The 25,393-nt window shown below is 57.5% G+C and carries 16 protein-coding genes and 1 riboswitch; of the genes, 11 read left to right on the top strand and 5 right to left on the bottom strand.

Features of this window, described 5'->3' with window-relative positions; genetic code table 11:
- Window positions 1–54: 54 nt before the first annotated feature.
- Window positions 55–1,071 (bottom strand): enolase C-terminal domain-like protein, encoded by a 1,017-nt coding sequence (locus tag KYK14_RS16115; protein ID WP_185280908.1) that lies wholly within the window; start codon window positions 1,069–1,071, stop codon window positions 55–57.
- A gap of 386 nt (window positions 1,072–1,457) precedes the next feature.
- Between KYK14_RS16115 and KYK14_RS16120 the strand changes: the two genes are divergently transcribed.
- The 5 genes from KYK14_RS16120 (at window position 1,458) to KYK14_RS16140 (ending at window position 8,135) form a co-directional block, all read left to right on the top strand.
- Window positions 1,458–2,540, top strand: a complete 1,083-nt coding sequence (locus KYK14_RS16120) for a PA14 domain-containing protein (RefSeq protein WP_219160259.1) — start codon at window positions 1,458–1,460, stop codon at window positions 2,538–2,540.
- Window positions 2,541–2,618: 78 nt separating this feature from the next.
- Entirely contained in the window at window positions 2,619–4,040 is a 1,422-nt protein-coding gene (locus KYK14_RS16125; RefSeq protein WP_219160261.1) for a dicarboxylate/amino acid:cation symporter, read from the top strand.
- 287 nt (window positions 4,041–4,327) lie between these two features.
- Entirely contained in the window at window positions 4,328–4,969 is a 642-nt protein-coding gene (locus KYK14_RS16130) for a hypothetical protein (protein ID WP_219160263.1), read from the top strand.
- Between the two features lie 189 nt (window positions 4,970–5,158).
- Window positions 5,159–5,713: a hypothetical protein gene (locus KYK14_RS16135; protein ID WP_219160265.1), complete on the top strand. Its 555-nt coding sequence runs from the start codon at window positions 5,159–5,161 to the stop codon at window positions 5,711–5,713.
- A 79-nt stretch (window positions 5,714–5,792) separates the two neighbouring features.
- Window positions 5,793–8,135, top strand: a complete 2,343-nt coding sequence (locus KYK14_RS16140; RefSeq protein ID WP_219160267.1) for a GAF domain-containing protein — start codon at window positions 5,793–5,795, stop codon at window positions 8,133–8,135.
- A gap of 141 nt (window positions 8,136–8,276) precedes the next feature.
- Here the strand turns inward: KYK14_RS16140 and KYK14_RS16145 are convergent, their stop codons facing one another.
- Both KYK14_RS16145 and metE read right to left on the bottom strand, forming a co-directional pair.
- The gene (locus KYK14_RS16145) at window positions 8,277–9,515 is read right to left on the bottom strand and encodes a carboxypeptidase-like regulatory domain-containing protein (protein ID WP_219160268.1); all 1,239 of its coding nucleotides are present in this window, start codon (window positions 9,513–9,515) and stop codon (window positions 8,277–8,279) included.
- A 268-nt stretch (window positions 9,516–9,783) separates the two neighbouring features.
- Entirely contained in the window at window positions 9,784–12,087 is a 2,304-nt protein-coding gene (gene metE, locus KYK14_RS16150) for a 5-methyltetrahydropteroyltriglutamate--homocysteine S-methyltransferase (RefSeq protein WP_219160270.1), read from the bottom strand.
- Window positions 12,088–12,284: 197 nt separating this feature from the next.
- Window positions 12,285–12,479: riboswitch (cobalamin riboswitch) on the bottom strand.
- 185 nt (window positions 12,480–12,664) lie between these two features.
- Here metE and KYK14_RS16155 point away from each other — a divergent pair.
- From KYK14_RS16155 to KYK14_RS16165, 3 genes are all read left to right on the top strand, one after another.
- Window positions 12,665–13,381, top strand: coding sequence for a 3-ketoacyl-ACP reductase (locus KYK14_RS16155; protein WP_219160272.1), 717 nt, complete (start codon window positions 12,665–12,667; stop codon window positions 13,379–13,381).
- Window positions 13,382–13,522: 141 nt separating this feature from the next.
- Window positions 13,523–16,627, top strand: a complete 3,105-nt coding sequence (locus KYK14_RS16160) for a serine hydrolase domain-containing protein (RefSeq protein WP_219160274.1) — start codon at window positions 13,523–13,525, stop codon at window positions 16,625–16,627.
- Between the two features lie 122 nt (window positions 16,628–16,749).
- Window positions 16,750–16,956 carry a DUF2905 family protein gene (locus KYK14_RS16165; protein ID WP_246601888.1) on the top strand — a complete coding sequence of 69 codons (207 nt, stop codon included), beginning with the start codon at window positions 16,750–16,752 and terminating at the stop codon, window positions 16,954–16,956.
- A gap of 12 nt (window positions 16,957–16,968) precedes the next feature.
- Here KYK14_RS16165 and KYK14_RS16170 read toward each other — a convergent pair whose 3' ends face one another.
- Window positions 16,969–17,421 (bottom strand): OsmC family peroxiredoxin, encoded by a 453-nt coding sequence (locus KYK14_RS16170; protein ID WP_219160278.1) that lies wholly within the window; start codon window positions 17,419–17,421, stop codon window positions 16,969–16,971.
- 121 nt (window positions 17,422–17,542) lie between these two features.
- On the bottom strand, window positions 17,543–18,724 hold the full coding sequence (locus KYK14_RS16175; RefSeq protein WP_219160281.1) for an acyltransferase family protein: 1,182 nt from the start codon (window positions 18,722–18,724) through the stop codon (window positions 17,543–17,545).
- Between the two features lie 345 nt (window positions 18,725–19,069).
- Between KYK14_RS16175 and KYK14_RS16180 the strand changes: the two genes are divergently transcribed.
- The 3 genes from KYK14_RS16180 to KYK14_RS16190 all read left to right on the top strand — a co-directional run bounded on the left by KYK14_RS16180 (window position 19,070) and on the right by KYK14_RS16190 (window position 25,246).
- Window positions 19,070–22,183 (top strand): SusC/RagA family TonB-linked outer membrane protein, encoded by a 3,114-nt coding sequence (locus tag KYK14_RS16180; protein ID WP_219160283.1) that lies wholly within the window; start codon window positions 19,070–19,072, stop codon window positions 22,181–22,183.
- A gap of 134 nt (window positions 22,184–22,317) precedes the next feature.
- Complete coding sequence (locus KYK14_RS16185; protein ID WP_208308267.1) at window positions 22,318–23,868, top strand: SusD/RagB family nutrient-binding outer membrane lipoprotein; 1,551 nt, start codon at window positions 22,318–22,320, stop codon at window positions 23,866–23,868.
- A gap of 145 nt (window positions 23,869–24,013) precedes the next feature.
- Entirely contained in the window at window positions 24,014–25,246 is a 1,233-nt protein-coding gene (locus tag KYK14_RS16190; RefSeq protein ID WP_219160286.1) for a hypothetical protein, read from the top strand.
- Window positions 25,247–25,393: the final 147 nt, after the last annotated feature.

Below are 25,393 nucleotides of genomic sequence, written 5' to 3' on the forward strand. Positions count from 1 at the left end.
CGTGAAAAGGTCCTTCGCTCCGCTCAGGATGACAGACGCTTTCTCTTCAATACCTCATAACTCTACTATCTCCAACTCCCCATCCTGCTCATGCACCAGCCCAAACGGCTCGTCGCGCAGAATCAAAAATCCATCTAGGTCGCATACATCGGCCAGGGCACTCACTTGCAGAGCTGACCAGATGCCCAGTGAGGTTTCGACCATGCAGCCCAACATGGTTTGCAGGCCGTGGGCGCGGGTTTGCGCAAACAGGCGCAGGCCGTTATGGTAGCCGCCAGCTTTCATCAGCTTCATATTCACGCCGTGAAACTGACGGGCAATGGCCGCGAAATCGGCTGTGTCGGTTACCGATTCATCGGCGAACAGGGGGTAGGGCGTACGGGGGCGCAGGTATTCGTAGTCGGTGGTGCAGGCGGCGGGTAGGGGCTGCTCCAGCAGGCGCACGCGCAGGCCAGGTAGCTGCCCAATTTTTTCCAGAAAATGCAGCAACGCATCGGCATCCGTCCAGGATTCGTTGCCGTCGATCAGTAGCGGGTGCCCCGGCGCGGCGCGCACTACCTCACGCAACAGCTCGTAGCCGCTCTCCTGGTTCACTTTGATTTTCAGCAGCGGAAAGCGCCGCATGTCCTGCTCTTGCATAAAGCCAGCCACAGCGCCGGGATCCATAATGGGTAGGGAAAACGCGGTAGGCGTACGTGCGGCCGGCGCGGATACCCCCAGCAGTGCGGGCACGGTCAGCCCGCGCTGCGCTGCCTCTCGATGCAAGTAGGCCGACTCTAGCGCAAAGCGCAACGCGTGCGCAGGTGGGTAGGCAGCCAGCAAAGCTTCCAACTCTGCCAGGCTGCCCACGCGGCTCAAACCCGCAGCCAGCAGCTGCTCAAACTCCTGCATCAGCCGTTCCGGCGATTCTCCGTAGCGCACATTGGGCGCCGCCTCGCCCCTACCCTGGTACTCCCCCTTCGCATCGGTCAGCTGGACCAGCAGGTTGGTTTTGCTGTCAGAGGCATTGCGGGCAATTTTCCAGGTATAGCGCAGGGGCAGCAGCAGCGGCGTGAGGGTCCAGATCAGCATAGAGATGAGAGAAGAAAGAAAAACGCCAGCACGGTATCTGGGGCTGCACAAAGGACAGTAACCTTTTCAGAATGCCACATTCTATGCTTTTTAATGGCATTTACCCGTTATTTTTATTTCTTTTTCCGTGCAATGTCATAATTTTAAACCTCTGAATTGAGTGTCCGTATATGGCTACATGTGCAGTTGGAATATTACAATTATAAGATAATATAGTTGGATTCCGGGCTGTCTTTCGCTTTGCTTTTTCCTACTTAGAAGTAACACGCCTCCTGCCCTTTTTTATCTTTCCCACCCACGTTATGAGAACTAATTTTTACGCATTTTCCAATTGGATACAGTTGGCAAGACGCACTGCTTTTTTTGCGTTGCTATGTGCAGGAATAGTGTTGCCTACCCTCGTACTGGGCCAGAATGCACAAGCCAACGCCTGCGAGGCCGGTTTGCTGGCTACGTATTACCGTGGCTATTTCTACGACGACATATCGTTTTTCACCCGTGCAAAACCAGGGATTGTCAACCGCCACATAAGTGAGTTGAATTTCTCCTTCAATCAGACCGATATCTTTAATGTGGGTGATGTGGCTGTTTATAACTCTCCCGGTAATCCCGACGAGTTCAGCGCCACCTATACTGGCAAATTTTACGCTCTTACGGGCGGTACCTATACCTTCTACCTTGGCTCCGACGATGCTGCTTCCGTGTGGTTTGATCAGGATACGCAACCCACGGTCATCAACGCCGGCGACGCACACGGCTACCGCGAAGCAACGGCTACCAAGAAACTCAGCGCAGGCTTTCATACCCTGCGGGTGTACTACGGTGAGCACGGGGGTAGCCAAGGACTAGTACTGCGCTACGATGGTCCTGGCTTGGTACAGCAAATAGTGCCTAATGGCGTGTTGTACACCAATAAAAATGGTAATCCTTCTCCTGTACTCACCGAATTCGAGCTAAACAGCGTAGGCCAGCAGGTGCAGCTCAACTGGACTACCGCCACGGAGCACCACAGCGAATCGTTTGTGGTAGAGCGCTCTACTGATGGCGTTGCATTTGAGGAGATTGGCAGCTTAGCTGGTGCCGGTACTTCCACGCAGGCCCACACCTATGACCTAATTGATCAGCATGCTCCGCTGGGCACTACGTATTACCGGCTGCGCCAGCTTTGCGGCACGCAGGCCGTGTACTCTCCCATCAAAGCGGTAGAGGTGAAAGAAGTGCCGCTACAGGTGAGCATGTATCCTGTGCCCAACAACGGCACGTTCTATTTGCGGGTGCAACCGGCTCTGCCGCAAACCGCTACGCTGGAATTGTGGGATGCCAGCGGCCTACGGGCCTATAGTGCACCCGTACTCATCAGCGGTCAGCCCGACATCCAGGTTTCGCCCAATGTGCCCATTGGCCTGTATACACTACGCCTCCAGATGGCCAACAAAACCATTGTACGGCGGATTGTGATTGGGTACTAGCTGAACGCTGGGGTGCCACGCGCAAAGGAGTATATTTGCTGACTTTCCGTCGTCAAGTATACTCCTTTTTTGCTGCTGATGAAGTTTTCTCCGCTGGTTCTGCTCACACTCGTTCTATTTCTACTGGCCGGGCTGCTCACGGCCGGGCAAGCCTACGGCTGGCTCACGTTGGCCCCAGTTGTGCCCCTGGTAGTGCGCTGGTTGGCTCTGGTAGCGCTAGGCGTACTGGCGGCCCGTCGTCGCTCGCTCACGTTCTGGATTGTGGTCAGCATGTTTGTGGGGGCCGAGTTTGGGCACGACTTCCCGGCCGCTGCCGTCAACATGAAGGTGCTCAGCGACGCCTTCCTGCGGTTGGTCAAAACCATTATTGCCCCGCTGGTTTTTGCCACATTGGTCGTGGGCATTGCCGGCCACGCCGACCTCAAGCAGGTAGGGCGCATGGGGGTGAAGGCGCTGGTGTACTTTGAAGTCGTCACTACTTTCGCGCTGTTTATCGGGTTGGCCGCCATCAACCTCACGCGAGCTGGTGCGGGCATCAACCGCGGTGCCATTGCCGCCGATACTGAGCAGTTAGCTGCCGTCAACCAGACCACCAGCGACATCATCCTGCATATTTTCCCCGAAAACATTGCCAAGTCGGTGGCTGAAGGGCAGGTATTGCAGGTCGTCATCTTCGCCATCATTTTCGCCATTGGCCTGGCTATGGTGCACCCCAAGCACCGCCAGCCCATGCTTAGCTGGACGGAAAGCCTGTCGGAGGTGATGTTCAAGTTCACCAACGTGGTTATGTTTTTTGCGCCCTTTGGGGTAGGCGGCGCCTTAGCTTATACGGTGGGCAAAATGGGCTTTGGGCCGCTAGTGAATGCCTTTCAATTGCTGCTCACGCTCTACGGCGCCCTGATAGCCTTCCTGTTATTGGTGCTGCTGCCCGTGGCACTTATTGCGCACCTACCCGTGAAGCGCATTGTGGCCGCCATTGCCGAGCCGGTGAGTATTGCCTTTGCCACTACCTCCTCCGAGGCCGCCCTACCCCGTGCCATGGAGGCCATGGAGAGCGTAGGCGTACCGCGCCGCATTGTGGCCTTTGTGATGCCTACGGGCTACTCGTTCAACCTCGATGGCACCACGCTCTACCTGTCGCTAGCCGCCATTTTTGTAGCCCAGGCCGCGGGAATTGAGCTGTCGTTTGGGCAGCAACTGGTGATGGTATTCACCTTGATGCTCACCAGCAAAGGCGTAGCCGGCGTGCCCCGCGCCTCACTCGTTATTCTGTTGGCTACGGTTTCCTCGTTCAACCTACCCTCCTGGCCGGTGTTTATCATCCTGGGCATTGATGCCTTGATGGATATGGCCCGCACTGCCGTCAATGTGATGGGCAATTGCTTGGCCTCGGCCGTGGTGGCCCGCTGGGAAGGCGAGTTCATCGACAATTACGTGGCCCCAGAGCCCGTAACGGAACTGGCCGAAGCCGATAGCACACTTGCTCACTCCGGCCACTAAAAGTATTCTGCACTAGAGCTCAACGCTCCTTCGGTCAACTGGACTCCTCCACCGGCCGAAGGGGCGTTTTGCTTTGTTGTTGATAGGTAAATGAATAGGCATTACTCTTGAATTTCGGCACTATGAAGCGAAAAATGCTAATCCTACCTTACACCCAAAAAGTTATATTTTATTTTGCACTTATCTAATATTAACTTTTAAGTATTAAACAATATAACGGTTGCGTAACGTCCTGGCATATAAGGTGTGTAGAGAGTTTCTATCTTCGATCTTTCGCCCGCCTGACTATGCATTCAACCCTGGTTTCCCGCTCTTTGCATTTGATCCTGCCGCTCACGCTGCTGCTCATCGGTTGCCGCTCAGCCAGCCAGATTATGGCTAAAAGTGAGGTTGATATCATCGAAAACCGGCTGCCCGCCCTGGAACTGGCCGTGGACCCAGGCCCGCTGATGGCGACCGAAGGCGCCTACCCCGACGACCCCGAGAAGTTGTTCGATACGGAGATGAAGCGCAATGTGCTGGAGCCGACTGACAGCACGGTATTCGGCTACGCAAAATTGCAAGTAACCAAGGCCGATGTCACGCGCAAAGGCAAGGGTTTTCAGGCCTTCCAAATGCTGACGCTGCTGACGCCCAGCCTGCTGGGCCTGCCGTTAGAAAACTACTGCACCGATATTCAGGCCGAAGTACAGATTATGGATGCCCAGGGTCACGTGCTGGGCACCTACACCGGCTCAGGCAAATCGAACGTGCGGGTGGCTATGTACCACGGCTACTCCCAGAGCAAGGCGCCGCGTCTGGCCGATGTGGAAGCCCTGCGGCAGGCGCTCAGCCAGATTCGCCCGCAACTAGCCGAAGATGCCGACACGCTACGCCAGCAATTGCTGCACACAGGTCCGGTAGAAACCATCGTTGGTGCGGCGTACTAAAGCCGAGTGCTATACAATCAGGAAGAAAAGTATTTCAAGTGCCACCACGACAATCGTCGTGGTGGCACTTGGCTTTGTTGGCTACCCTGTTTCGCAGTGAAGCGCAAAGCCGTCAGGTAGCAAAACAATAATCCCTACCCCCGTAACGTACATAGGCTTCCGGCACTAGCTGCTTATCTTTGTCCTGTTATGCTACGCACTTCCTTCTCCTGGCTGCTTCTTCCCCTCCTTGCTTTCGTTGTGGCCGCGTGCTGCGGTAGCGTCGCCTGCGACGACCGGGAAAGAAACGCGGATACGTTGTTTTTTGAGTTTGCGCCCTCGGTAACGCGCGAGGCCATTGAAACTGTGTACATCGTCCGAACCCTTATACCTAAGCTTGACGCTGTTCCGGCGCCTACTGTGCCAAAGCCAGTGCGTGATACAGCTCGTTTGATTAGCACCGCAGTTGACTCATCAACTAATCGTAGACTCGCTATTGGGAACAATACTCCTTTTGTAGCAACCGCCAACCGTAAGCTCAACGCTTACACTTACGAGATTTATACGCTAAAGTCGCCAACGGATACCGCTAAGGCATTGCGCTTTACCGTCAGCAATATTCTGTTGCAAGGTGGATTTAATGACGAGGATGGTTGCTGTACATATTATAAAAACACGAAGAAGATTATAGATCTCTACAATGGTACCCAGCGAGTAGCAAACATCGACCTCAACAAAATATCCCGTGCCTCGCTGCAACCATAACTGCGGATAAGCGAACTGCGCGATTTCTCCGTATATAGTACAGCCAGGTAGCCAATGGCCTACCCCCCGGACACTCTATATGCTGAAAGAACTCGTTTCCCCCATTGAAAGCACCATTTTCCCCTTCCGTACTACGCTCAGCCTGGAGCCGCTGATTGCGTACTGGAAAAGCCGGGAAAACGACTCAAACGCTGGTCTGGCGCAGCTAGCACGCAGTATTGGCGAGCAAGTGGCTCAGGAGCCCTGGGCGCATGGACCCATCACGGACCTCAACGCTGCGGAATGCGGCTGCGACCTGATAGAAACGCTGATGATGGCCGTATTTCCGCCAGCTTCCTTTTCTACCGATATCAGTGGGGCAATTCCGCCTTTTCAGCGCCGTAGTTTCTACTACACCCCTTTGTTTGGGGAGGTGCTGCTGAATGCTAACGATATCATCAAGCAGCCGCTCAACATCGACAGCCGCCATATGGAGGTGTATATGGCGCGCATGGCCTATCATCTCATTCTGAGCAAAATATACGATGTAGAGTTACCCAAGAATGATACGTTGGTATTTACGGTGCCCGATTACAGCATCGGCCTATATCGGCACTACGGCGTCGATTTCAACTCTACTTTCCTGAATGTGAAAATGGTAGGCGAGCGGCCGGAGCTGACCGAGGAGCAGATTGACCTGCTGCTGCACAACATGCACCGGCAGGATTTGTGGCGGGAGCTTCTGCCGCCCGAGCGCTTTGAGTTGGAAGGCTTCAACATCTTGCACCTAGTAGACGTCACGGACCAAGAGATACTATCCGAACTGAAGTATGACTTGCTGGAGCGCGACGTGCTACAGGCGTCTGACCGGCTGGAGCAGATTCAGGAGAAGCTGCGGGTGCTGTTTAAGCGGCCGTTTTTGCAGCTAGGCATTGCCGCATACGATGAGAACAAGCAGGCTTTCGTGGATTTTGGTCGCAAAATCAATCACAGCTTCCTGACCAAGCAGCTCAACAACCAGCAGGCCGGCACGGGCTTCCGGCAAATCTACTCCCAGCTGTTGCAGGACCGCCAGCCGTTGATTCTGGAAAACGTGGAAACGGCTGATATTCCCGAAGATTTGCGCGAGCAGATTCGCAGCATCGGTATCAAAAGCGCAATCCTGGCCCTCCTACCCTACGGCGACGACACGGTGGGTTTGCTGGAATTAGGTTCTCCCAACGTGGGTGATTTGGATGAGTTCAGCCTGGAAAAGGTGAATCAGTTTGTGCCGCTGTTTGCGGTGGCCGTGAAGCGCAACGCGGAGGATATGCAAAACCGTGTGCAAGCCATTGTGAAAGAGAAATTCACGGCGCTGCACCCTACCATGGAATGGCGCTTCAACGACGCGGCCCTGAACCTGCTGGAGAAAATAGAAGCCGGCAATAAAAACGCTGAGATGGAAGACATTGTCTTCCAGGAAGTGTATCCCTTACACGGCTCCAGCGACATCCGCGGTAGCAGCACGGCCCGCAACGAAGCCGTGCAGGGCGACCTGATCGAACATCTTTCGTTGGCCAACAAAGTCCTCAAAAAAGCTTCCGAGTTTCAGCAGTTGCCTATTCTGGATGAGCTGAAGTTCTATGTGGAGAAGAACTTGAAGCGGCTGCAACAGGGCATTATCTCGGGCGATGAGGTGAGCATTTTCGATTCGTTGAAGTCGGAGGTAGAGCCGTTGTTCGAGTACTTTGCGCAGAATACGCTTGAGCTACGTCCTGTTATTGCCGACTATTGGAATAACATCGACCCCGTTTTGGGCATTCTCTACAAGCGCCGCAAAGCCTTTGAGCGGAGTGTTACGCTGCTCAACGATACGGTGAGCGACTACCTCGACGAGGAAGAGCAAAAGGCCCAGCAGATGTTTCCGCACTACTTCCAGCGCTTCAAAACGGATGGCGTGGAGTACAACATCTACGTAGGCGCGTCGCTGGTCGAAAATAAGCCCTTCGACCTAGTATTCCTGAAGAACCTGCGCTTGTGGCAGTTGCTGGTGATGGTGGAGATTACGCGCCGCACTGCCGCCCTCAAAGAGCAACTACCTGTGCCCCTCGATACTACGCAGCTTGTTCTGATTCATAGCCAGCCGCTGGCCATTCGTTTCCGGCAGGATGAGCGCCAGTTTGACGTGGACGGCGCCTACAACATCCGCTACGAAATCATCAAGAAGCGTATTGATAAGGCCACTGTGCTGGGCACCGGCGAACGACTCACCCAACCCGGCTGCATTGCCTTGGTTTATGCCCAGCAACGCGAAGCCGACGAGTACCTGGAGTACCTCGACTACCTCCAAGACCGCGGCATGCTGGAACCCGAAATTGAGGAGCTAGAACTGGAAGAACTGCAAGGGGTGAAAGGTTTGCTGGCGCTGCGGGTGCGGGTGAAGCTGGAAGAACAGAGTAGTTAGAAAACCGCCTGCCATCCTGAGCGCAGCGAAGGACCTTCTTACGTTTGAACGAGTCGTTGTTACGTCAGTCGTTCACGCGTGAGAAGGTCCTTCGCTGTGCTCAGGATGACAGGCGGTTTTGTAGTCCGTCCTATAGCTTTACTACTTCCGCTTAGGCTTAATGGTAGTGCCGAAGGCGCCTTTTTGCTCGAACGACTTAATTACTTCGTCCTCTACCGGCGTGCGCTGCACTACGGGGTTGTTGGCCCAAAACTCAGGGTCGTACTTGGCCTGACGGATGGTTTCGCGGTCTTTCTCGTCCAGGGTGCCTCGCTCGTAGGCAATGCCGGTAGGCTTGCGGTTGGTATCGTAGAAGAAGGTGAACGACGACACATCGAGCTTGGTGATGGGCGTGCCGGGGCGCAGCACGTCGGCGGTCAGCTTCACCTTCATGTAGTCGAGCGGCGACACGGGGTCGGGCGTATTCTGGAAGCTCAGATCAAACGTCAGCAGCGTGTTTTTCAGCTTGTACGTCGGGTTTTGCGAGGCGGAAGTGTAGTTGGGCGACGTGATGGTGAAACGCACTACCTTGTAGGTATCGGTATCAATCCAGACGGTGCCGTTGGCCTGGTAGCCTTCCACCTCAGGGCGGGTTTCAAAGGTAATTTCGGCTATGTTGGCATCACCTTTTTCCAAGATACCCTGTAGCTCTACGTAGTAGTTTTTCACCGCATTCGGGCTCAGCAAGGCCAGCGACACGGTGCTGTCTGCGTTGGGGTTATAGAGGCCGTAGCCTTTGGTGTTGAAGGAAAAGTTGGTGAAGTTGAGTAGGGCTTGCTTGGCGGCAAAGCGTCCCTGGGTCGTGGTGGTTCCTTCAATACGAGCGTTGTTGGACTTCACGTTCCAGATCATTTCCTGCAACTCGGTGGGTTCTGCACCGATACGCGTCACCTGGCGGTAATACGCCTTGCCGTAGAATTTCGTATCGTAGTTATCGGCCATGTGGCGGTAAGCACGGTCTACGAGTTGGAAAGCGTAGCTGCCTACCTTCACTTCGGGCAGGGTAATAGTGGCCGAGCCCAAAAGCACCTCAAAAGGCTTTTGCGTACTGGTAACAACCAGTGTATCACGCAAGTGACCAATCTCGGAGAAGACAACGCGCTGCGGCAATGAGGGTAGGTTCAGGAAAAACTGACCATCGGCGTTGCTAGCCGTTCCTAACGATGTACCCGGAATACCGATACTCACAAAGGGAATCGGTTCCTTGGTTTCTTTATCGAGGACAGAGCCGCGCAATTGGTATTGCGCCTGCGCAGTGCTGCTACCTAACAGTAACAGAAAGAAACCGGCCAGCGCAAGCAAGCGCGCCGTGGCAGCAGAAAAGTTTGTTGGAATAGCCAAAATAGAAAGGATTGGGTGAACGGCGGCCTGCTACAACGCCAATACAGCGCGCAACCGTACGCCGCCCCGCAAAATACGGGCCGCACCCTTGGGGAAGAGGTGAAATGGTGAGATGGTGAAATGGTGAGTTTGTCTGTCATCCTGAGCGCAATGGAGCGAAAGTGAAGGAACTTGTCACGCTGACTATCAACGACTCGTTCTGCGGGCATAAGGTCCTTCGCTGCGCTCAGGATGACAGACAAACTCACCATTTCACTATCTCACCATTTCACCTCTTCCCAGCGCGCACCTGGCGGGCAGCTTGCACCATGTTGCGCAGGGCAGCTTCCGTTTCAGGCCATTTGCGGGTTTTGAGGCCGCAGTCGGGATTCACCCACAGGTTTTCGGCGGGTAGGAGCGCCTGGGCTTTTTCCAGTAGGCCTACCATTTCCTCCGTGCTGGGCACGCGGGGCGAGTGGATATCATAGACGCCCGGCCCGATTTGGTTGGGGTACCGGAAATCGGCGAAGGCGGCCAAGAGCTCCATCTGCGAGCGGGAGGTTTCCATGGTAATCACATCGGCGTCCAGCTCGGCAATGGCGGGTAGGATTTCGTTGAACTCCGAGTAGCACATATGGGTGTGGATCTGGGTTTCGTCGCGCACGCCGGACGCGGCCACCCGGAACGCCCGCACGGCCCAGGCCAGGTAGGTGGGCCAGTCGGAATGGCGCAGGGGTAGGCCCTCCCGAATAGCCGGCTCGTCAATCTGAATCAGCTGAATACCGGCTTTTTCCAGCGCCTGCACTTCTTCGCGGATAGCCAGCGCAATCTGCAACGCGGTGGTGGCCCGCGGCTGGTCGTCGCGCACAAACGACCATTGCAGAATGGTCACGGGGCCGGTCAGCATGCCTTTCACGTACCGCCGGGTTAGGGCCTGGGCGAAGGTGCTCCAGGCCACGGTCATGTCGGCGGGGCGGTGGATGTCGCCGTACAAAATAGGCGGCTTCACGCAGCGCGAGCCGTAGCTCTGCACCCAGCCGTTTTTGGTGAATGCAAAGCCGTCGAGCAGCTCGCCGAAGTACTCTACCATGTCGTTGCGCTCAAACTCGCCGTGTACCAGCACGTCTAGCCCTACCTCCTCCTGCCACCGAATCACGTCGACAGTGGCATTTTGCAGAGCTTCGTTGTACTGCTCGGCAGTCAACTCCCCTTTCTTGAAGCGGGCGCGCAGTTGCCGTATATCCTCCGTCTGAGGAAACGAGCCGATGGTAGTTGTTGGGAAGAGCGGCAACCGCAACTGCGCTTGTTGAAGGGCCTGCCGCACCGCAAACGAGCTCCGGCGGCGGGCATCGGCCTCCGTCACGGCAGCGGTGCGTTCCTTGATGTGCGGGCGGTGAATGCGGTCCGATTTGCGGCGGCTTTCCAGCGCCTGCTGGTTCTGGTGCAATAGGTTCTGGTCGCCGTGGTCGGCAATCTGGCGCAACTCCCCTACCTCGCGCAGCTTCTGTTTGGCAAAGGCCAGCCAGTTTTTGATTTCCGGCTTCAGAGTGGCGTCGTTGGTTTCCAGATCCAGGTCGCAGGGGCTGTGCAGCAACGAGCAGCTAGGCGCCAGCAGCACCCGCTCGGTGCCCAGCGCCGCTACAGCTTTTTCAATCAGCACCAACGACGCCTGATAGTCGTTCTTCCAGATGTTGCGGCCGTCTACCACACCCAGCGACAGGCTCAGCCACTGCGGTACCAGTGGCAGCACGGCCGCTAGTTGTTCCGGTGCCCGCACCAAGTCCACGTGCAGGGCGCTGATGGGTAGGCTCACGGCCAGCGCGGCGTTGTCGCGCAATCCTTCGAAGTAGGTGGCTACGAGCAACTTGAGGCCGGGGCAGCTACGCGCCAGTTTGGCGTAGGCAAAGAGGTAAGCCTCTTTTTCGGCCGCTGTCAGGTCGAGAGCCAGGTAAGGCTCGTCAAGTTGCACCCAGGTAGCGCCGTATTGGTGCAGCTTGGTCAGCACCTCCACGTACACGGGCAGCAACCGCTTCAGCAGCTCGATGCGGTGAAAGCCTTCTCCCTTTTCCTTGCCCAGCAGCAGGTAGGAAACCGGCCCCAACAACACGGGTTTGGGCGTGGTGCTGAGCGTATTGCGGGCATGAATAAACTGCTCGAAAATGTGTTCCGAAAACAGCCGAAACTCCTGGTCGGCTGTGAACTCGGGCACGAGGTAATGGTAGTTGGTGTCGAACCACTTCGTCATCTCCATGGCCGTGATGTCGAGGCCGTTGCGCTGGTAGCCGCGGGCCATAGCAAAGTACAGGTCCAGCGCGGTGTTCTGCGGATTTTCGCTGAGCACGGGCGTGTAGCGCCGCGGAATGGCCCCTACCATCAGGCTAGTGTCCAGCACCTGGTCGTAGTAGCTGAAGTCGTTGCAGGGAATCAGGTCGAGGCCGGCTTCTTGCTGCAACTGCCAGTTGTGCTGGGCAATGCGGCGGGCGGTGGCCTGCAATTCGGCTAGCGTCAGCTGGCCCGACCAGTATTTCTCACTGGCTTTTTTCAGTTCGCGCTGGCTACCAATGCGCGGGTAGCCGAGGTTGTGCGTAAGCATAGTGCTTGGGTTGAAGGGAACAATAAATTGATTATTGTTCTCGCAACGAGTACGTTACGTGCCCAACACAGCGTATGGCCTACCCTGCACCCTACCATCCGGCGCGCATACGCACGCGCCAGCCTCCACCCCGCGGAGGCCCTAAAAAGACAGCAGTATGCAATTGACCAGACTACTGCTTCAGAGCGCGGAAGCATACGTCAAGGCGTAGAAAGGCAAGTCTCCTGGCTTGTACCATTACGATCATCCTTCTCATTCTGCCTGGCAGAACAATGGACGTGCTACGGATCGTAACTTGCTTGGGTACTTACAGTTGCGCGACAGCCCGTGATTCACACACGGTTCCTTATTAATTCCGGTATTACCCGAAAACCCCTCTACGGCAATTGATATTGCAAAGAACTAGGGGCAATGATACGCGAAATTTCCGGCGCAACAACTCGGCGGCTGGCTGGTTGCTATTGATCATTAGCTGTTAGCTAATGGCTGTTAGCTGATACGGGTTGATCTTTCGATAAAACAAGAGCTAACAGCTAGCAGCCATTAGCTAACAGCCATCATTTTTTACCCTACTCACATGGAAAACCTCACCGGAAAAATTGCCCTGGTAACGGGCGCTGGCAAAGGCATTGGCCGCGCCGTAGCCGTGGCTCTGGCGCAAGAAGGCGTACACGTGGGCCTGCTGGCCCGCTCTGAAAACGACCTGCGCGAAGTAGCTGCCGAACTAGAAAAACTGGGCGTGAAAACGGCCGTTGTCACGGCAGATGTGGCCGATCGTGCCGCCGTAGAAGCCGCTACGGCACAGGTGCAACAGCAGCTTGGCACCATTGATATTCTCATCAACAACGCCGGTACGGCCGCGTTCGGCAAGTTTCTGGAGCAGGAGCCAGAAGCCTGGGAAAACATTATCCGGGTGAACCTCATGGGCGTGTACTATGCCACCCGCGCCGTACTACCCGGCATGATTGAGCGCCAGACCGGCGACATCATCAACATTTCGTCTACCGCTGGGCAGCGCGGGGCGGCGGCTACCAGCGCCTACTCGGCTTCCAAGTTTGCCGTGCTCGGCCTCACCGAGTCGCTAATGCAGGAGGTGCGCAAGCACAACATTCGCGTGTCGGCCCTCACGCCCAGCACCGTGGCTACCCCGCTTGCGCAGGAGCTGAAACTCACCGACGGCAACCCGGAGAAAGTGATGCAGCCGGAAGATTTGGCCGAGTTCATCATTGCCCAACTGAAGCTGAACCGCCGGGTGTTTGTGAAGGAAGCCGGTTTGTGGAGCACCAATCCGTAGCTCTCAGGTAGGCTCTGACAAGACCGTCCTTTCGACCAGCGAAAGGACGGTCTGCGTTTATAAAAGGGGATTCTGTGCAACTATTTCCTTCTCTATTCCTCTATTTTCGCAACTTACGTGTCTCAACCGTTGCGAAATACCTTGCCTACCTCTCGTTTTCCATTGCTCCTGTTGCTGCTGCTGACGCTGCTGCACACCCCAGACGTCTCTGCTCAGCGGCGGCGCAAGCAAGCCAAAACCCCTACCCCGGCCACCTCGCTGAACGCGCCGGTGCCGTTTGCGCCCCAGCTTAGTTCGCGTTGGGTTGATTCGGTGATGGCGACGCTGACGCCTGACCAACGCGTGGCGCAGCTGTTTATGGTGGCCGCCTACTCCAACCGCAACCGCGTGTTTGAAGACTCGGTGTCGGCGCTCATTCAGCAGTATGGGATTGGGGGACTTATCTTCTTTCAGGGTGGCCCGGTGCGGCAGGCTAAGCTGCTGAACCGCTACCAAAGCCAGAGCAAAGTGCCGCTGCTGGTGGCGCTGGATGGCGAGTGGGGCTTGGGCATGCGCCTGGATAGCACCATCCGGTTTCCCTACCAGATGAGCATGGGCGGCATTCGCGACAACCAGCTCCTCTACGACATGGGCCAGGAAATTGCCCGCGAGTTCAGGCGCATTGGCATGCACGTGAACTTTGCGCCGGTGGTAGACGTGAACAACAACGCCGCCAACCCCGTGATTGGCTACCGCTCGTGGGGCGAAAACCGCGAGGACGTCACCGAGAAAAGCTACCAGTACATGCGCGGTATGCAGGACGCCGGTGTGCTGGCCGTGGCCAAGCACTTCCCTGGCCACGGCGACACCGACACCGACTCGCACCTAGCCCTACCCCTCATCCGGGTAGACCAGCGCCGCATTGATACGCTGGAGCTATTTCCTTTCAAGAGCCTCATTAAGCGCGGCTTGGGTGGCATGATGGTGGCCCACCTCAACATTCCGGCCCTCGACAGCACCGGCCTACCCTCCACCCTCAGCAAGCCTATTGTGACGGGTTTGCTTCAGGAGAAGCTGGGTTTCGACGGCATGATCTTCACCGACGCCATGAACATGAAGGGCGTTATCAGCAAGTACCCGCCCGGCGAGGCCGACGTGCGCGCCCTGCTGGCTGGCAACGACATTCTGGAGTTCTCAAAGAACATTCCGCTGGCCCTGCGCATGGTGCGCGAGGCCATCAACCGCGGCGAGATGACGCAGGCCGAGATTGACCGACGCTGCCGCAAGGTACTGGCCCTCAAGCAGTGGTCCGGCCTCGACCACTACCGCCCTGTGGAGTTGAAGAATCTGTACGAAGACCTGAACACGCCCCACGCCGAGTACCTCACGCGCCGCCTCTCGGAGCTGAGCGTGACAGTGCTGCGCAATCAGCAGCAAGCCCTACCCCTGCAACGCCTCGACACGTTGCGGGTGGCCACGCTCACCATCGGCACCACCGACACCACCTACTTTCAGAAGAGAGTGGCCGACTATGCTACCACCAAGCACTTCTGGCTGCCCGCCACTGCCAGCCTCGACGAGCTGTTGCGCATGCGTGAGACGCTGAAGCCTTACAACACCATTCTAGTGGGCGTGAACAACTTGGGCCGCCTACCTGCCACCAACTTTGGTGTGACGCCCGAAACCAATGTGCTACTGCGCGACCTGACCACCGGGAAACAGCGGGTGGTAGTCAGCGTGTTTGGCAATGCGTATGCGGTAGACAAGCTGCGCGACTTGAACCGCGCCACCGCCGTGGTGCTGGCCTACCAGGAAAGCCAGAATGCGCAGGAGGTAGCGGCCGAAATTATCTTCGGGGGCGTGGGCGCCACCGGGCACCTACCCGTCACCATCAACCACCAGTTCCCGTACGGTGCCGGCCTCACCACGCAGGGCGGGCAGCGCCTGGCCTACTCCTACCCCGAGGCCGTGGGCATGAGCAACAACCTCGAAACCCGCATCGACTCGCTGATTACCAATGCCATTGCTGCCCAGGCATTTCCTGGCGCAGAGGTGGTTATTGCCCGGCGCGGCACGGTGGTGTTGCGCAAAAGCTACGGCACGCACACCTACCCTACGGCCGGCCAAAAGGCGCGTCCCGTCACCAACACCGACCTGTACGACATGGCTTCCGTCACGAAAATCACGGCTGCCCTACCCGCTTTGATGAAGCTACAGGACGAGGGCAAGTTTTCGCCGGAGATGACCCTGGGCCAGGTTTTCCCGGAATTCAAAGGCACTAATAAAGAGAATATCAAGCTGCGCGACGTACTCACGCACCAAGCCCGCCTGAAGGCCTGGATTCCGTTTTGGAAAGAGTATACCGCGCCGCAAGGCTTCTTCAACCAACTGTTCAACAAGCGCCCCGACGCCGTTACGGTATCAGACAAGAAGCCAAGCGAGATGAGCCGGCGCTACTTCCGGACCGATTCGTCGGCGCGGTTCCCGATTCAGGCGGCCCCGCACGTGTGGGTGCGCAAGGATATGCTCGACCGCATTCATAAGGAAATTGGTACTTCGCCGCTGAACGCGAAGCCAGGCTACGTCTACTCCGACCTGTCGTTTATCATGTACCCCGAGTTTGTGAAGCGCGTGTCGGGCAAGCCGCTGGACCAATTTTTAACCCAGGAAATCTACCGGCCGTTGGGTGCTACTACCCTCACGTTCAATCCTAAGCGCCGCTTCCCGCTCAGCCGCATTGTGCCCACAGAGTATGACTCGCTGTATAGGCACCAGTTGCTACACGGCGTTGTGCACGATGAGGGCGCTTCCCTGCTCGGCGGCCTTTCGGGCCACGCCGGGCTGTTCGGCAACGCCAACGACCTGGCTAAAGTGGTGCAGATGTACGCCTGGAATGGCCGCTACGGTGGTCAGCAGGTGTTGAAAAAGGAAACGCTACAGGAATATACGCGCTGCCAGTTCTGCCCCGACAATCGCCGCGCCCTGGGGTTTGACCGACCCACGGCCGACCCGACCATCAACTCTGCCAAAAGTGCCTCCCAGCAGAGCTACGGCCACACCGGCTACACAGGCACCTACTTCTGGGTGGAGCCCACCGAAGACCTGGTGTGCATTCTATTGACCAACCGCGTGTATCCTACCCGCAACAACAACAAGCTAGGGGAGTTGAGTGTACGCAGCAAGTTTCTGCAAATTGCCATTGAGGCGGCGCAAGCAGGCAAAACGGCACGCCTACCCATCGAGTCGACGGTGCCGAAAGAAGAATAGCATCGTGCGCTTTCATTTGTAATGCCCGTTGGTGCAGCGGTTTTGCTGCTTCGGCGGGCATTGTGTTTATATTGAGCAGACCATCTTTCATTACTGCTTATATGAGTCCGCAGCTTGGTAAAATGCTGGTTTTTCTCGGGCTGGGGCTGGCTTTGTTGGGCGCTTTTATCTGGTGGGGCGGCGGTAGCCTGCTTGGTTGGTTTGGCCGTCTGCCCGGCGACCTTCGCGTGGAGCGGCCCGGCTTTCGGTTGTATGTGCCGTTTGTTTCTATGCTGGTTGTCAGCTTGCTACTCAGCTTGGTGCTATGGATTATCCGGCGCCTGAGCTAGCGGGCTTCTATTCTACCCCGGCAATCCTGCTTCCGTTATGGCCGCTTCGTCTACCAGCCTGGCCTCGCTGGAGAGGTTCAGGTTGAGCACCTTTGAGATAAGGCAGTTTTGTCGTGCGCTTTCCACTACTTCCTCGAACTGACTGGGCGTGATGCCCGGCACCGAAGCGTATACCCGCAAGTGCGAGCGTACTACCTCTCCTTCCTCGCTGCTCAGCTCGCAGGTGGTTGTAATGGCGGTAGCCGTGAGGCCCAACGCTTGCAGATCGAAGGCCAGCTTCATGGAGAAACAGCCCGCGTGCGCGGCGGCTATTAGCTCCTCGGGGTTGGTTCCTACCCCATCAGCAAACCGAGTCAGGTAGGAGTAGCGGGTCTGATGCAATACGGTGCTTGGGGTGGTCAGGTGCCCCTCGCCTTTGGTCCCGGTGCCCGACCAGTGGGCTATAGCAGAACGGGTGGTTATCATAGTGGTAAGTAAAAGTTAGAGACTCTACTTCTGAAAGTCAGTGTAATGTCTAAATAAGCATACCATCCTACACTAGCAGGAGCCTGGCATACAGCAATGCATCCGAATAGCAGCGAGCTGGTTATACTTTAATGATAATCTGACGCTTATACATCAACCATAGTACGCCGTACCAGATGAGCACGCATGCAATGGCCGCGGCCAGAGAAGCATTGAAGGGGCTGAGGTAGGGCACGAAGAAGTGCTGATACAGCCACTGGTGCGCCGAGGTGGTGCCGCCTGCTCCATCGGGCACTTGCCACATACCCAGCCACCGCGCTACCACCCCCGACAAGAAAAACACGGTAATGGCATTGACACCGTACACCACCGCAAAGCGCGACCACCACCCCCGGTAGCCCTGCACATCGCAGAGCCAGTAGAGAGCCGCTAGGGTAGCGCCGCCCAGCCCGCCCACGTAGAGCACAAAGGAGCTCGTCCACAGGCTTTTGTTGATGGGAAACCATCCGTTCCAGATGAGGCCCAGCACTATGGCGGCGGCGCTTATCACAAACAGCCAGGCGATGCGCTCGGCTACAGGCACTGCTTTGCGGCGCAACCACTGCCCGGCCAGCAGCCCCAGCAGCCCGGTACCCACGGCGGGTAGGGTACCCAGCAGGCCCTCGGGGTCCCAGGTTTTGCTCTGGCTCCAAAGATGCGCCTCGCCCAGCACCGTGCGGTCGAGCCAGGCGCCGAGGTTGGTCTCCGGCGCTAGGTTGGCGGCTCCTACGCCCGGCACCGGCACCAGCTGCATCAGGATATTATACCCTACTAAGGCTGCTACCAGCAGCCCTACCTGGGTGCGCCAATTGGTTTTTATGAACACTACTCCGCATACGAGAAACACCAGCGCAATGCGCTGCAACACGCCCAGCACACGCACGTGGGCAAAATCGAAGCGGGGCTCCAGGGCCATGAGCAGGCCCAGCCCGAACAGGATGGCGGCTCGCTTCAGCACGCGCAGGAGCAGCTGCGGGTGGCGGCTGGCATCTTGCCGGGCGGTGCCGAGCGCGTAGGCAATGCTCACGCCCACGATAAACAGAAAAAACGGGAAGATCAGGTCAGTGGGGGTGCAGCCGTTCCAGTGCGCGTGCTCCAGCGGGGCGTAGATGTGGCCCCAGTCGCCGGGGTTGTTGACGAGCAGCATGGCGGCCACCGTGAAGCCCCGGAACACATCCAAGGAAAGCAGGCGGCCGGGCTGCGAGGCTTCGGCGAGGGGTAGGGCGCCGGTGGTAGCGGTGGCAGCCTGGGTAGTGGTTTGCATAGGTAGGGGCGTTTTGCTAAATGTAGATATTTCAGCAAGACCTACCAGCAAGCATCCCGGCCATGCAACCGATAAAGCCAAGTTTACGCCCTACAGAGCCATAAGATACCTCGACAAATGCGCCGCCACGTTTGCGCTATTGTCAGTGAAAATGTAGATTGGAAATTCGTTCCTCCTCACAGCTAAGGGCTTGCTTGTATTTTAAATAGCAACCCCCTACCCTGATTTGTATACTGGCGGCAGTAGTATCATTATTTTCAGTACTACCCTCCTACACGTCCTCGCATTTGTACGGGTCTTCACCCAACCAATTGGCCTTTCTTCTTCCTTTCCCTTTCCACACCTATGCACAAACTCCTACTATTTCTCCTCTTACTAGGCTTTGTGGTGCCCAGCGCCTACGCCCAAACGGGGGCAGCCCGCGCCGTAACGGGCGTCGTCACGGCCGCTTCCGACAACTCTCCCCTACCCGGCGTGACGGTGGTGGTGAAAAATACCACCAACGGCGCCACTACTAACGGCGACGGCCGCTTCACGCTACAGGCTGCACCGGGTACTGTATTGGTTTTTAGCTTTATCGGCTATACCAGCCAGGAGCGCACCGTGGAAGCCAGCGGCGAAATCAGCGTGAGTTTGCGCGAGTCGGCGCAGCAGTTGCAAGAGGCCGTAGTGACGGGCTACGGCATAAAAGAAGAGCAGGCCAAGATCAACTACGCTGTGCAGGTGGTGAAGGCCAAGGACATCATTGAGTCGCGGCAGCCGAACGTGGTGAATGCTTTGCAGGGCAAGGTAGCCGGCGTGCAGGTAACCAGTTCGGGCGGCGCACCCGGCGAGGGGGCGTCTATCGTGATTCGCGGCGGGGCCTCGCTGGATTCGGACAACCAGCCGCTGTTCGTGATTGACGGCATCATCATGGACAACTCCTCGTTCGTGGAGTCGACGGCGCCGGGTGGGGGCTCGGGTTTCAACGGCATCCTGGGCCGCACGGCCGCCAGCACCAACCGCGCCGGCGACCTGAACCCGGAGAATATCGAGAGCATGACGGTGCTGAAAGGCCCGGCCGCTTCGGCCATCTACGGCCTGCGCGCCGCCAACGGTGCCGTGGTGATTACCACCAAGAAAGGCACCAAGGGCGTGACGACGCTCAACTACCGCACGCAGTTTTCGGTGGATGAGGTGAACCGCCTACCCAAGCTTCAGGACCAGTACAAGCAAGGCTCGCAGGGACTATTTGACCAGGGCGTGCGCGGCTCCTGGGGGCCACGCTTCCAAGAGGGCGAGCCAGTGTACGACAACCTGGGCAACTTCTTCCAGACCGGCAAAACCTGGCAGCACTACCTCACTATGTCGGGCGGCAGCGAGAAGGGCACGTTCTTCGTGTCGGCCTCGCGCCTGGACCAGACCGGCGTGGCGCCTACCAGTGCCTACGACAAGACCACGGCGCGCCTATCGGGCACGTTTCAGCTTTCGCCCAAGCTTAGCGCCTCGGGCTCGGTGGAATACCTGAACTCGGGTGCCCGCACGCCCCTCCAAGGCCAGGGCTTGTACCAAGGCGCCGGGGGCTACCTGCTTAGTATCCTGAACTGGCCCCGCAACGACGACGCCCGCAACTACCTGAACCCCGATGGCTCGGTGCGCCGCCTATTGGGCGCCGCCCAGGCCGCTACGGATGCCGACAACCCCTACTTTCAGGTGTACCGCAACCCCCAAACCACCCGCACCAACCGCATGCTGGGCAACGTGCAACTGGGCTTTAAGGCGACGGACTGGCTGAATTTCAGCTACAACATTGGCAACGACTTCTACTTCCAGAAAGACCGCTCGGTGCGGGCCGTGGGCACCACCCAGCCCAACAACCAGAACGGCGGCATCTCGGAGTCGGATATCTTCAACCAGCTCATTACCAGCAATCTGCTGGGCACGCTCACGCATAGCTTCAGCGACAACTTCAGCGGCTCGCTGGTACTGGGCAATACGGTGGAATACCAACACCGCGAAACCACCGACAATCTGGGCCTGATTTTTCAGAACCCGAGCTTCACCAGCATCAACAACACGGTGAATCGCAACGTGTTGATAACCACGCAGGACCGTCGCCTGATTGGCAACTTTGCCCGTCTGAGCCTGGACATGCTGCAACAGGTGACGCTGGAAGTGAACGGCCGCATCGACCAATCCTCCACCCTACCCCGCCCCGACGAGAACAAGAACTTTGGCAAGCTGTTCGGCTACGGCTCGGTGGCGGCGGGCTGGCAGTTTACGCACCTGCTGGGCCTCGACCAGAACCGCTACCTGAACTTTGGTAAGATTAGGGCGGCGGTGGCCGATGTGGGCAAGGACACCCAGCCCTACCGCGTGTTCTCGCCGCTGGCGCAGGCCAGCTACATTGGCGGCGGCTTCCGCAACGGCTTCTTCGGCTCCAACGCCAACCTGGTACCCGAGCGCACCCGCGCCATTGAGGGCGGCGTGGACTTACAGTTTTTGCAGAACCGTCTGGGCCTGAACGTGACATATTACAACCAACTGACCCGCGACCAGATCATCGGGCCGCGCGTGAGCCAGGCCACGGGCTTCATTTTGCAGTACATCAACGCGGGCAACGTGCGCAACCAAGGCTGGGAAGTGTCCTTGACGGGTACGCCCGTGCGGGCTGCCAGCGGCTTTACGTGGGACGTGCTGGCCAACTACACCCGCAACCGCAACAAGGTGGAGTCGCTGCCGAGCTTCCTGACGGAGGTGTACCAGTCAGATGCGTTCCTGAACGGTGCCCGCGGTGGCGCCTTCCCTGGCCGCCCGATTTCGTCCATCAGCGCCACCGATTTCCGGCGCTCCCCCGATGGACAGGTGCTCATTAACCCGACCACGGGCTATCCCCTCGTCAACACCGGCACCTACGTGTATGCCGGTAACCGCGCCCCCGACTTCACCGTGCAGATCACCAACTCGTTCAGCTACAAGGGCCTGGGCTTGTCGTTCCTGGCCGATTTCAGAAAGGGCGGCAAGGTGTTCAACGGCAACGAGCAGTATATGACCATTACCGGTCTGGCCGAGCGAACCACAGACCGTTACAAGCAAGTGGTGTTTGATGGGGTTATTGCCAACGCAGACGGCACCTACACGGCTAACACGCGCCCCGTGGAGCTGACGCAAGCATACTACACGAGCATTTTGGGAGCCATTGGTACGCCGTTTATTGAAGACGGCTCCTGGGTGCGTCTGCGCTACGTGAACCTTACCTATGCCCTACCCGCTGCCTTGCTGGAACGCTCTAAGTTCATTAAGGGCATCGAGTTGAACGTGACTGGTCGCAACTTGGTATTGCTCACCAAATACTCGGGGGTGGACCCCGAAACGGCCGCTTCGGGCGCCGGCGTGCGCGGCGGCGGTTCTGGCGGCTTCGACTACGGAGCCGTACCCGCCACCCGTGGCGTAGACATGGGCCTGCGGGTGAATTTCTAATTGCTACCCCACCCCACCCCCTCCCCTCCGGGAGAGGGGCTTTAATTCTAGGTTATAGTATTCTAGAAGCTAAAGCTAAAGCCCCTCCCCCGGAGGGGAGGGGTTGGGGAGGGGCCATTACACACATCAATTCAATGAAACAACGATATCTTCTCTTCCTGGGCCTTTTGCTGGGTAGCGGCACCTTCACGGCGTGCGAAAGCTACCTTGATGTGAACACCGACCCCAACAATCCGGTAACGACGACCCCGAACTTCCTGCTACCCGGCATTATTTCGCAGGGTATTCAGACGCAGATGTTTACCTCGCTCACCACCACCTACCTCACGCAATACACGGTGCGCAAAACCCCGGCTACCAGCACCGACCAGTACTACCTTTCCAACGGCAATAGCACCAATACCTTCAACTACACCTACTACTACTCAGCCGGCAACGTGCCGACCATGACGGCCGCCGCGGAGGCCGAGGGCTCGCCGTATTACGTGGGCGCGGGCAAGATTATGACCGCGATGGTGCTGGCCCACGCCACCGATATGCTGGGTGATATTCCCTACACCGAGGCATTCAAAGGCGCGGCCAACTACACGCCTGCCTACGACTCGCAGCAGCAGATTTACGCTACCATCAATACGCTGCTGGATGAGGGCATTGCCCTAATGGAGCGGCCCGCCAGCGAGGAATTCCGGCCACTGTATGTGACCTCGCCCAGCGAAAGCGGCGACATCCTGTACAAAGGCGATGTGCAGAAGTGGATTCGCTTTGCCAACACCCTGAAGGCACGTCAGCTCAACCACCTCACCAAAAAGAGCTCCTACAACCCACAGCAGGTGCTGGCCCTCCTCGATAAGGGCTTCACCAGTAACGCCGACGACGCGCAGATTCAGTTTATTCCGGCCGTGGCGCCGCAGGTGAATACCACCAACATCTTCGGCACCACCCGCAACAACTATGCGACGGCCACTTTCTCGGCTAACATTATCAAGTACCTGAACGGCAATGCGGGTGGGGCGGCCTACCCCGGCATTGTGGACCCACGCTATACCATTATGGCTACCCCCATCAGCCTGGGTACCGACCCTGGTGTAAGTGTGCCCTCCACCAGCTTCGTGCTGAATGGCTACGCTGATTTTTATTCTAGCTGGTATGCCCGCGACCTGGGTATCTTCCAGGTGATGACGTATGCGGAGGCCAAGTTTATTGAGGCCGAAGCGGCGTTTCGGGCTGGCAATTTGTCGCGGGCCTTTACGGCCTACCGGGCCGGTATTCGGGCACACATGGAGAAAGTGGGTTCTGGGGGCTCCAATGCTTTGCCACCCGTTACGTTCCCGCTCATCTCCACAGCCCAGATTGAAGATTACCTGAGTAGTGCCGCCGTGGCCCAGAATGAGAGCCAGCTCACGCTGAAGCGCATTATGGAGCAGAAATACATTGCCATGTTCCTGAATCCGGAGTCGTGGTCAGACCTGCGTCGCTTTGATTTCTCGGCCACTACCTACCCCAATTTCCGCTTCCCGGTGAATGCCAACCCCGAAGTAGATGGCAAGTTTCCGCGCCGGATGCTACCCGGGGCCACCGAGGTGCTCTACAATCCCGACGCCGTGTCCAAGCTGTTCAGCGACGTGGGCGCCACCTCCAACGGCGACTACATCACGAAGCCCCTGTGGTGGGACCAGGCCAATTAAAAAGACCGTTACCTGTCATTCTGGGCATCCTGCGCATTAAGCAGAACGCTTGGAATGACAGGCAACGCTAACAAGCGGACTAACGCCCTACCCTTTCATTTTCAAAACGCATATCGTCGTCATGATATATTCTCGATTTTTCACCTTGCGCCGTACGCTACCGGTAGTAGCGGGCCTGGCCGTGACCCTACTCGCGGGCTGCGAGAAGGAGCCGTACGATGAGCTGTACGACACCCAGGAGGAAGCAGGCTTCGGGGTGATAGGTGGGCCGGTTTTCGGCTCCACCAAGTTTGCGCCCGGCGAAACCGTACCTGTAGCTGTAGGCTATAATCAGCAGGACAACCTGCGCGACATCACTGTATTTCAGGTTATAAACCGGCAAGACTCGGCCGTGGTGGGCACTTACCCGGCCAATGGCGCGCTGGATGCTACCAGTCAGGTTTTTGCCCAACTGGTTCCCTATACTGTGCCTGCCACGCTAGCGAACAAAACGCCCGTGCGTGTAGATGTGACGCTGAATTTTGCCAATGGCTCCAAACGGCTGCGGCGCTTCACCTACACTGTGGCCGCGTCCCCTACCCTCAAGTTTGGCGCTACCCCCGCCACCTACCGCAACGGCCTAGCAGCCACCGCCCAGAGCCCCGGCGACGTGGTTGGCTACTCGATTGTGATGAACGAGGGCGGCATCTCCACGGTGCCCGCTGCTGGTAGCACCGCTACCCTGTTCAAAAACATTGACAGCCTAGTGTACTACGCCCGCGTGGGTACGCAAGACCCTGTGCGTCAAGGAGTGTTGCGTACGCCAACGGCTGGCGTAGCCACCACGCGTACTGTAGATGTAACGGTTCCCACAGGGGCGCAGGGGCAGCCCGTCACGTTCCTGTTCTCGGCTTTTGCCCAAACCCAGCGCGTCAATCTGGCATCTGCCACGCTCGATATTGTGGCGCCTACTGCCTTGGCTACCACCCAGCGCGGCTCGGTAAGCTTCGGCACCGGCGCTTCTCCCGACTCGCTGGCTTACAACCTGAAGCTGGCCCGCAACGAACCCGCAACCAGCGCCGCAGACACGAAGGATTTGTTTGTGAGTGGCGCCACTAACGGCAGCGTCACGCTTACGGCCGGCAATAATACGCGCTTCTACAAAGTGCCTGCTACCCAGGTAGCCGCTGGCTTTTATACGCAGGCAACCGCCAACGCCGTAGGTAATCTATTATACCGCAATACAAACACCGCTGAATTGGGCGCCGCCACCCCTGGTGATGTATACGCCGTACGTGTGCGCGGTACCGGGGAGGTGATGCTCCTACGCATCCTGAGCGTGAAAGCCGGCACTACCGGCACCACGTCGCGGGTGCGGTTCGAGTATAGAATGCTTTGAAATGGTGAAGTTGTGAGTTTGTGAAGTTGTGAGTTGAAAAGGTGCGCCTGTCATCCTTTATCTGGCGTCCGCTTGCGAAGGACCTTCTCACGCTAGAACAAGTCGTTGTTACGATTACCGTTCTGACGTGAGAAGGTCCTTCGCAAG

Source organism: Hymenobacter profundi (assembly GCF_019334315.1).
In the GTDB taxonomy this organism is placed as follows: Bacteria; Bacteroidota; Bacteroidia; order Cytophagales; family Hymenobacteraceae; genus Hymenobacter; species Hymenobacter profundi.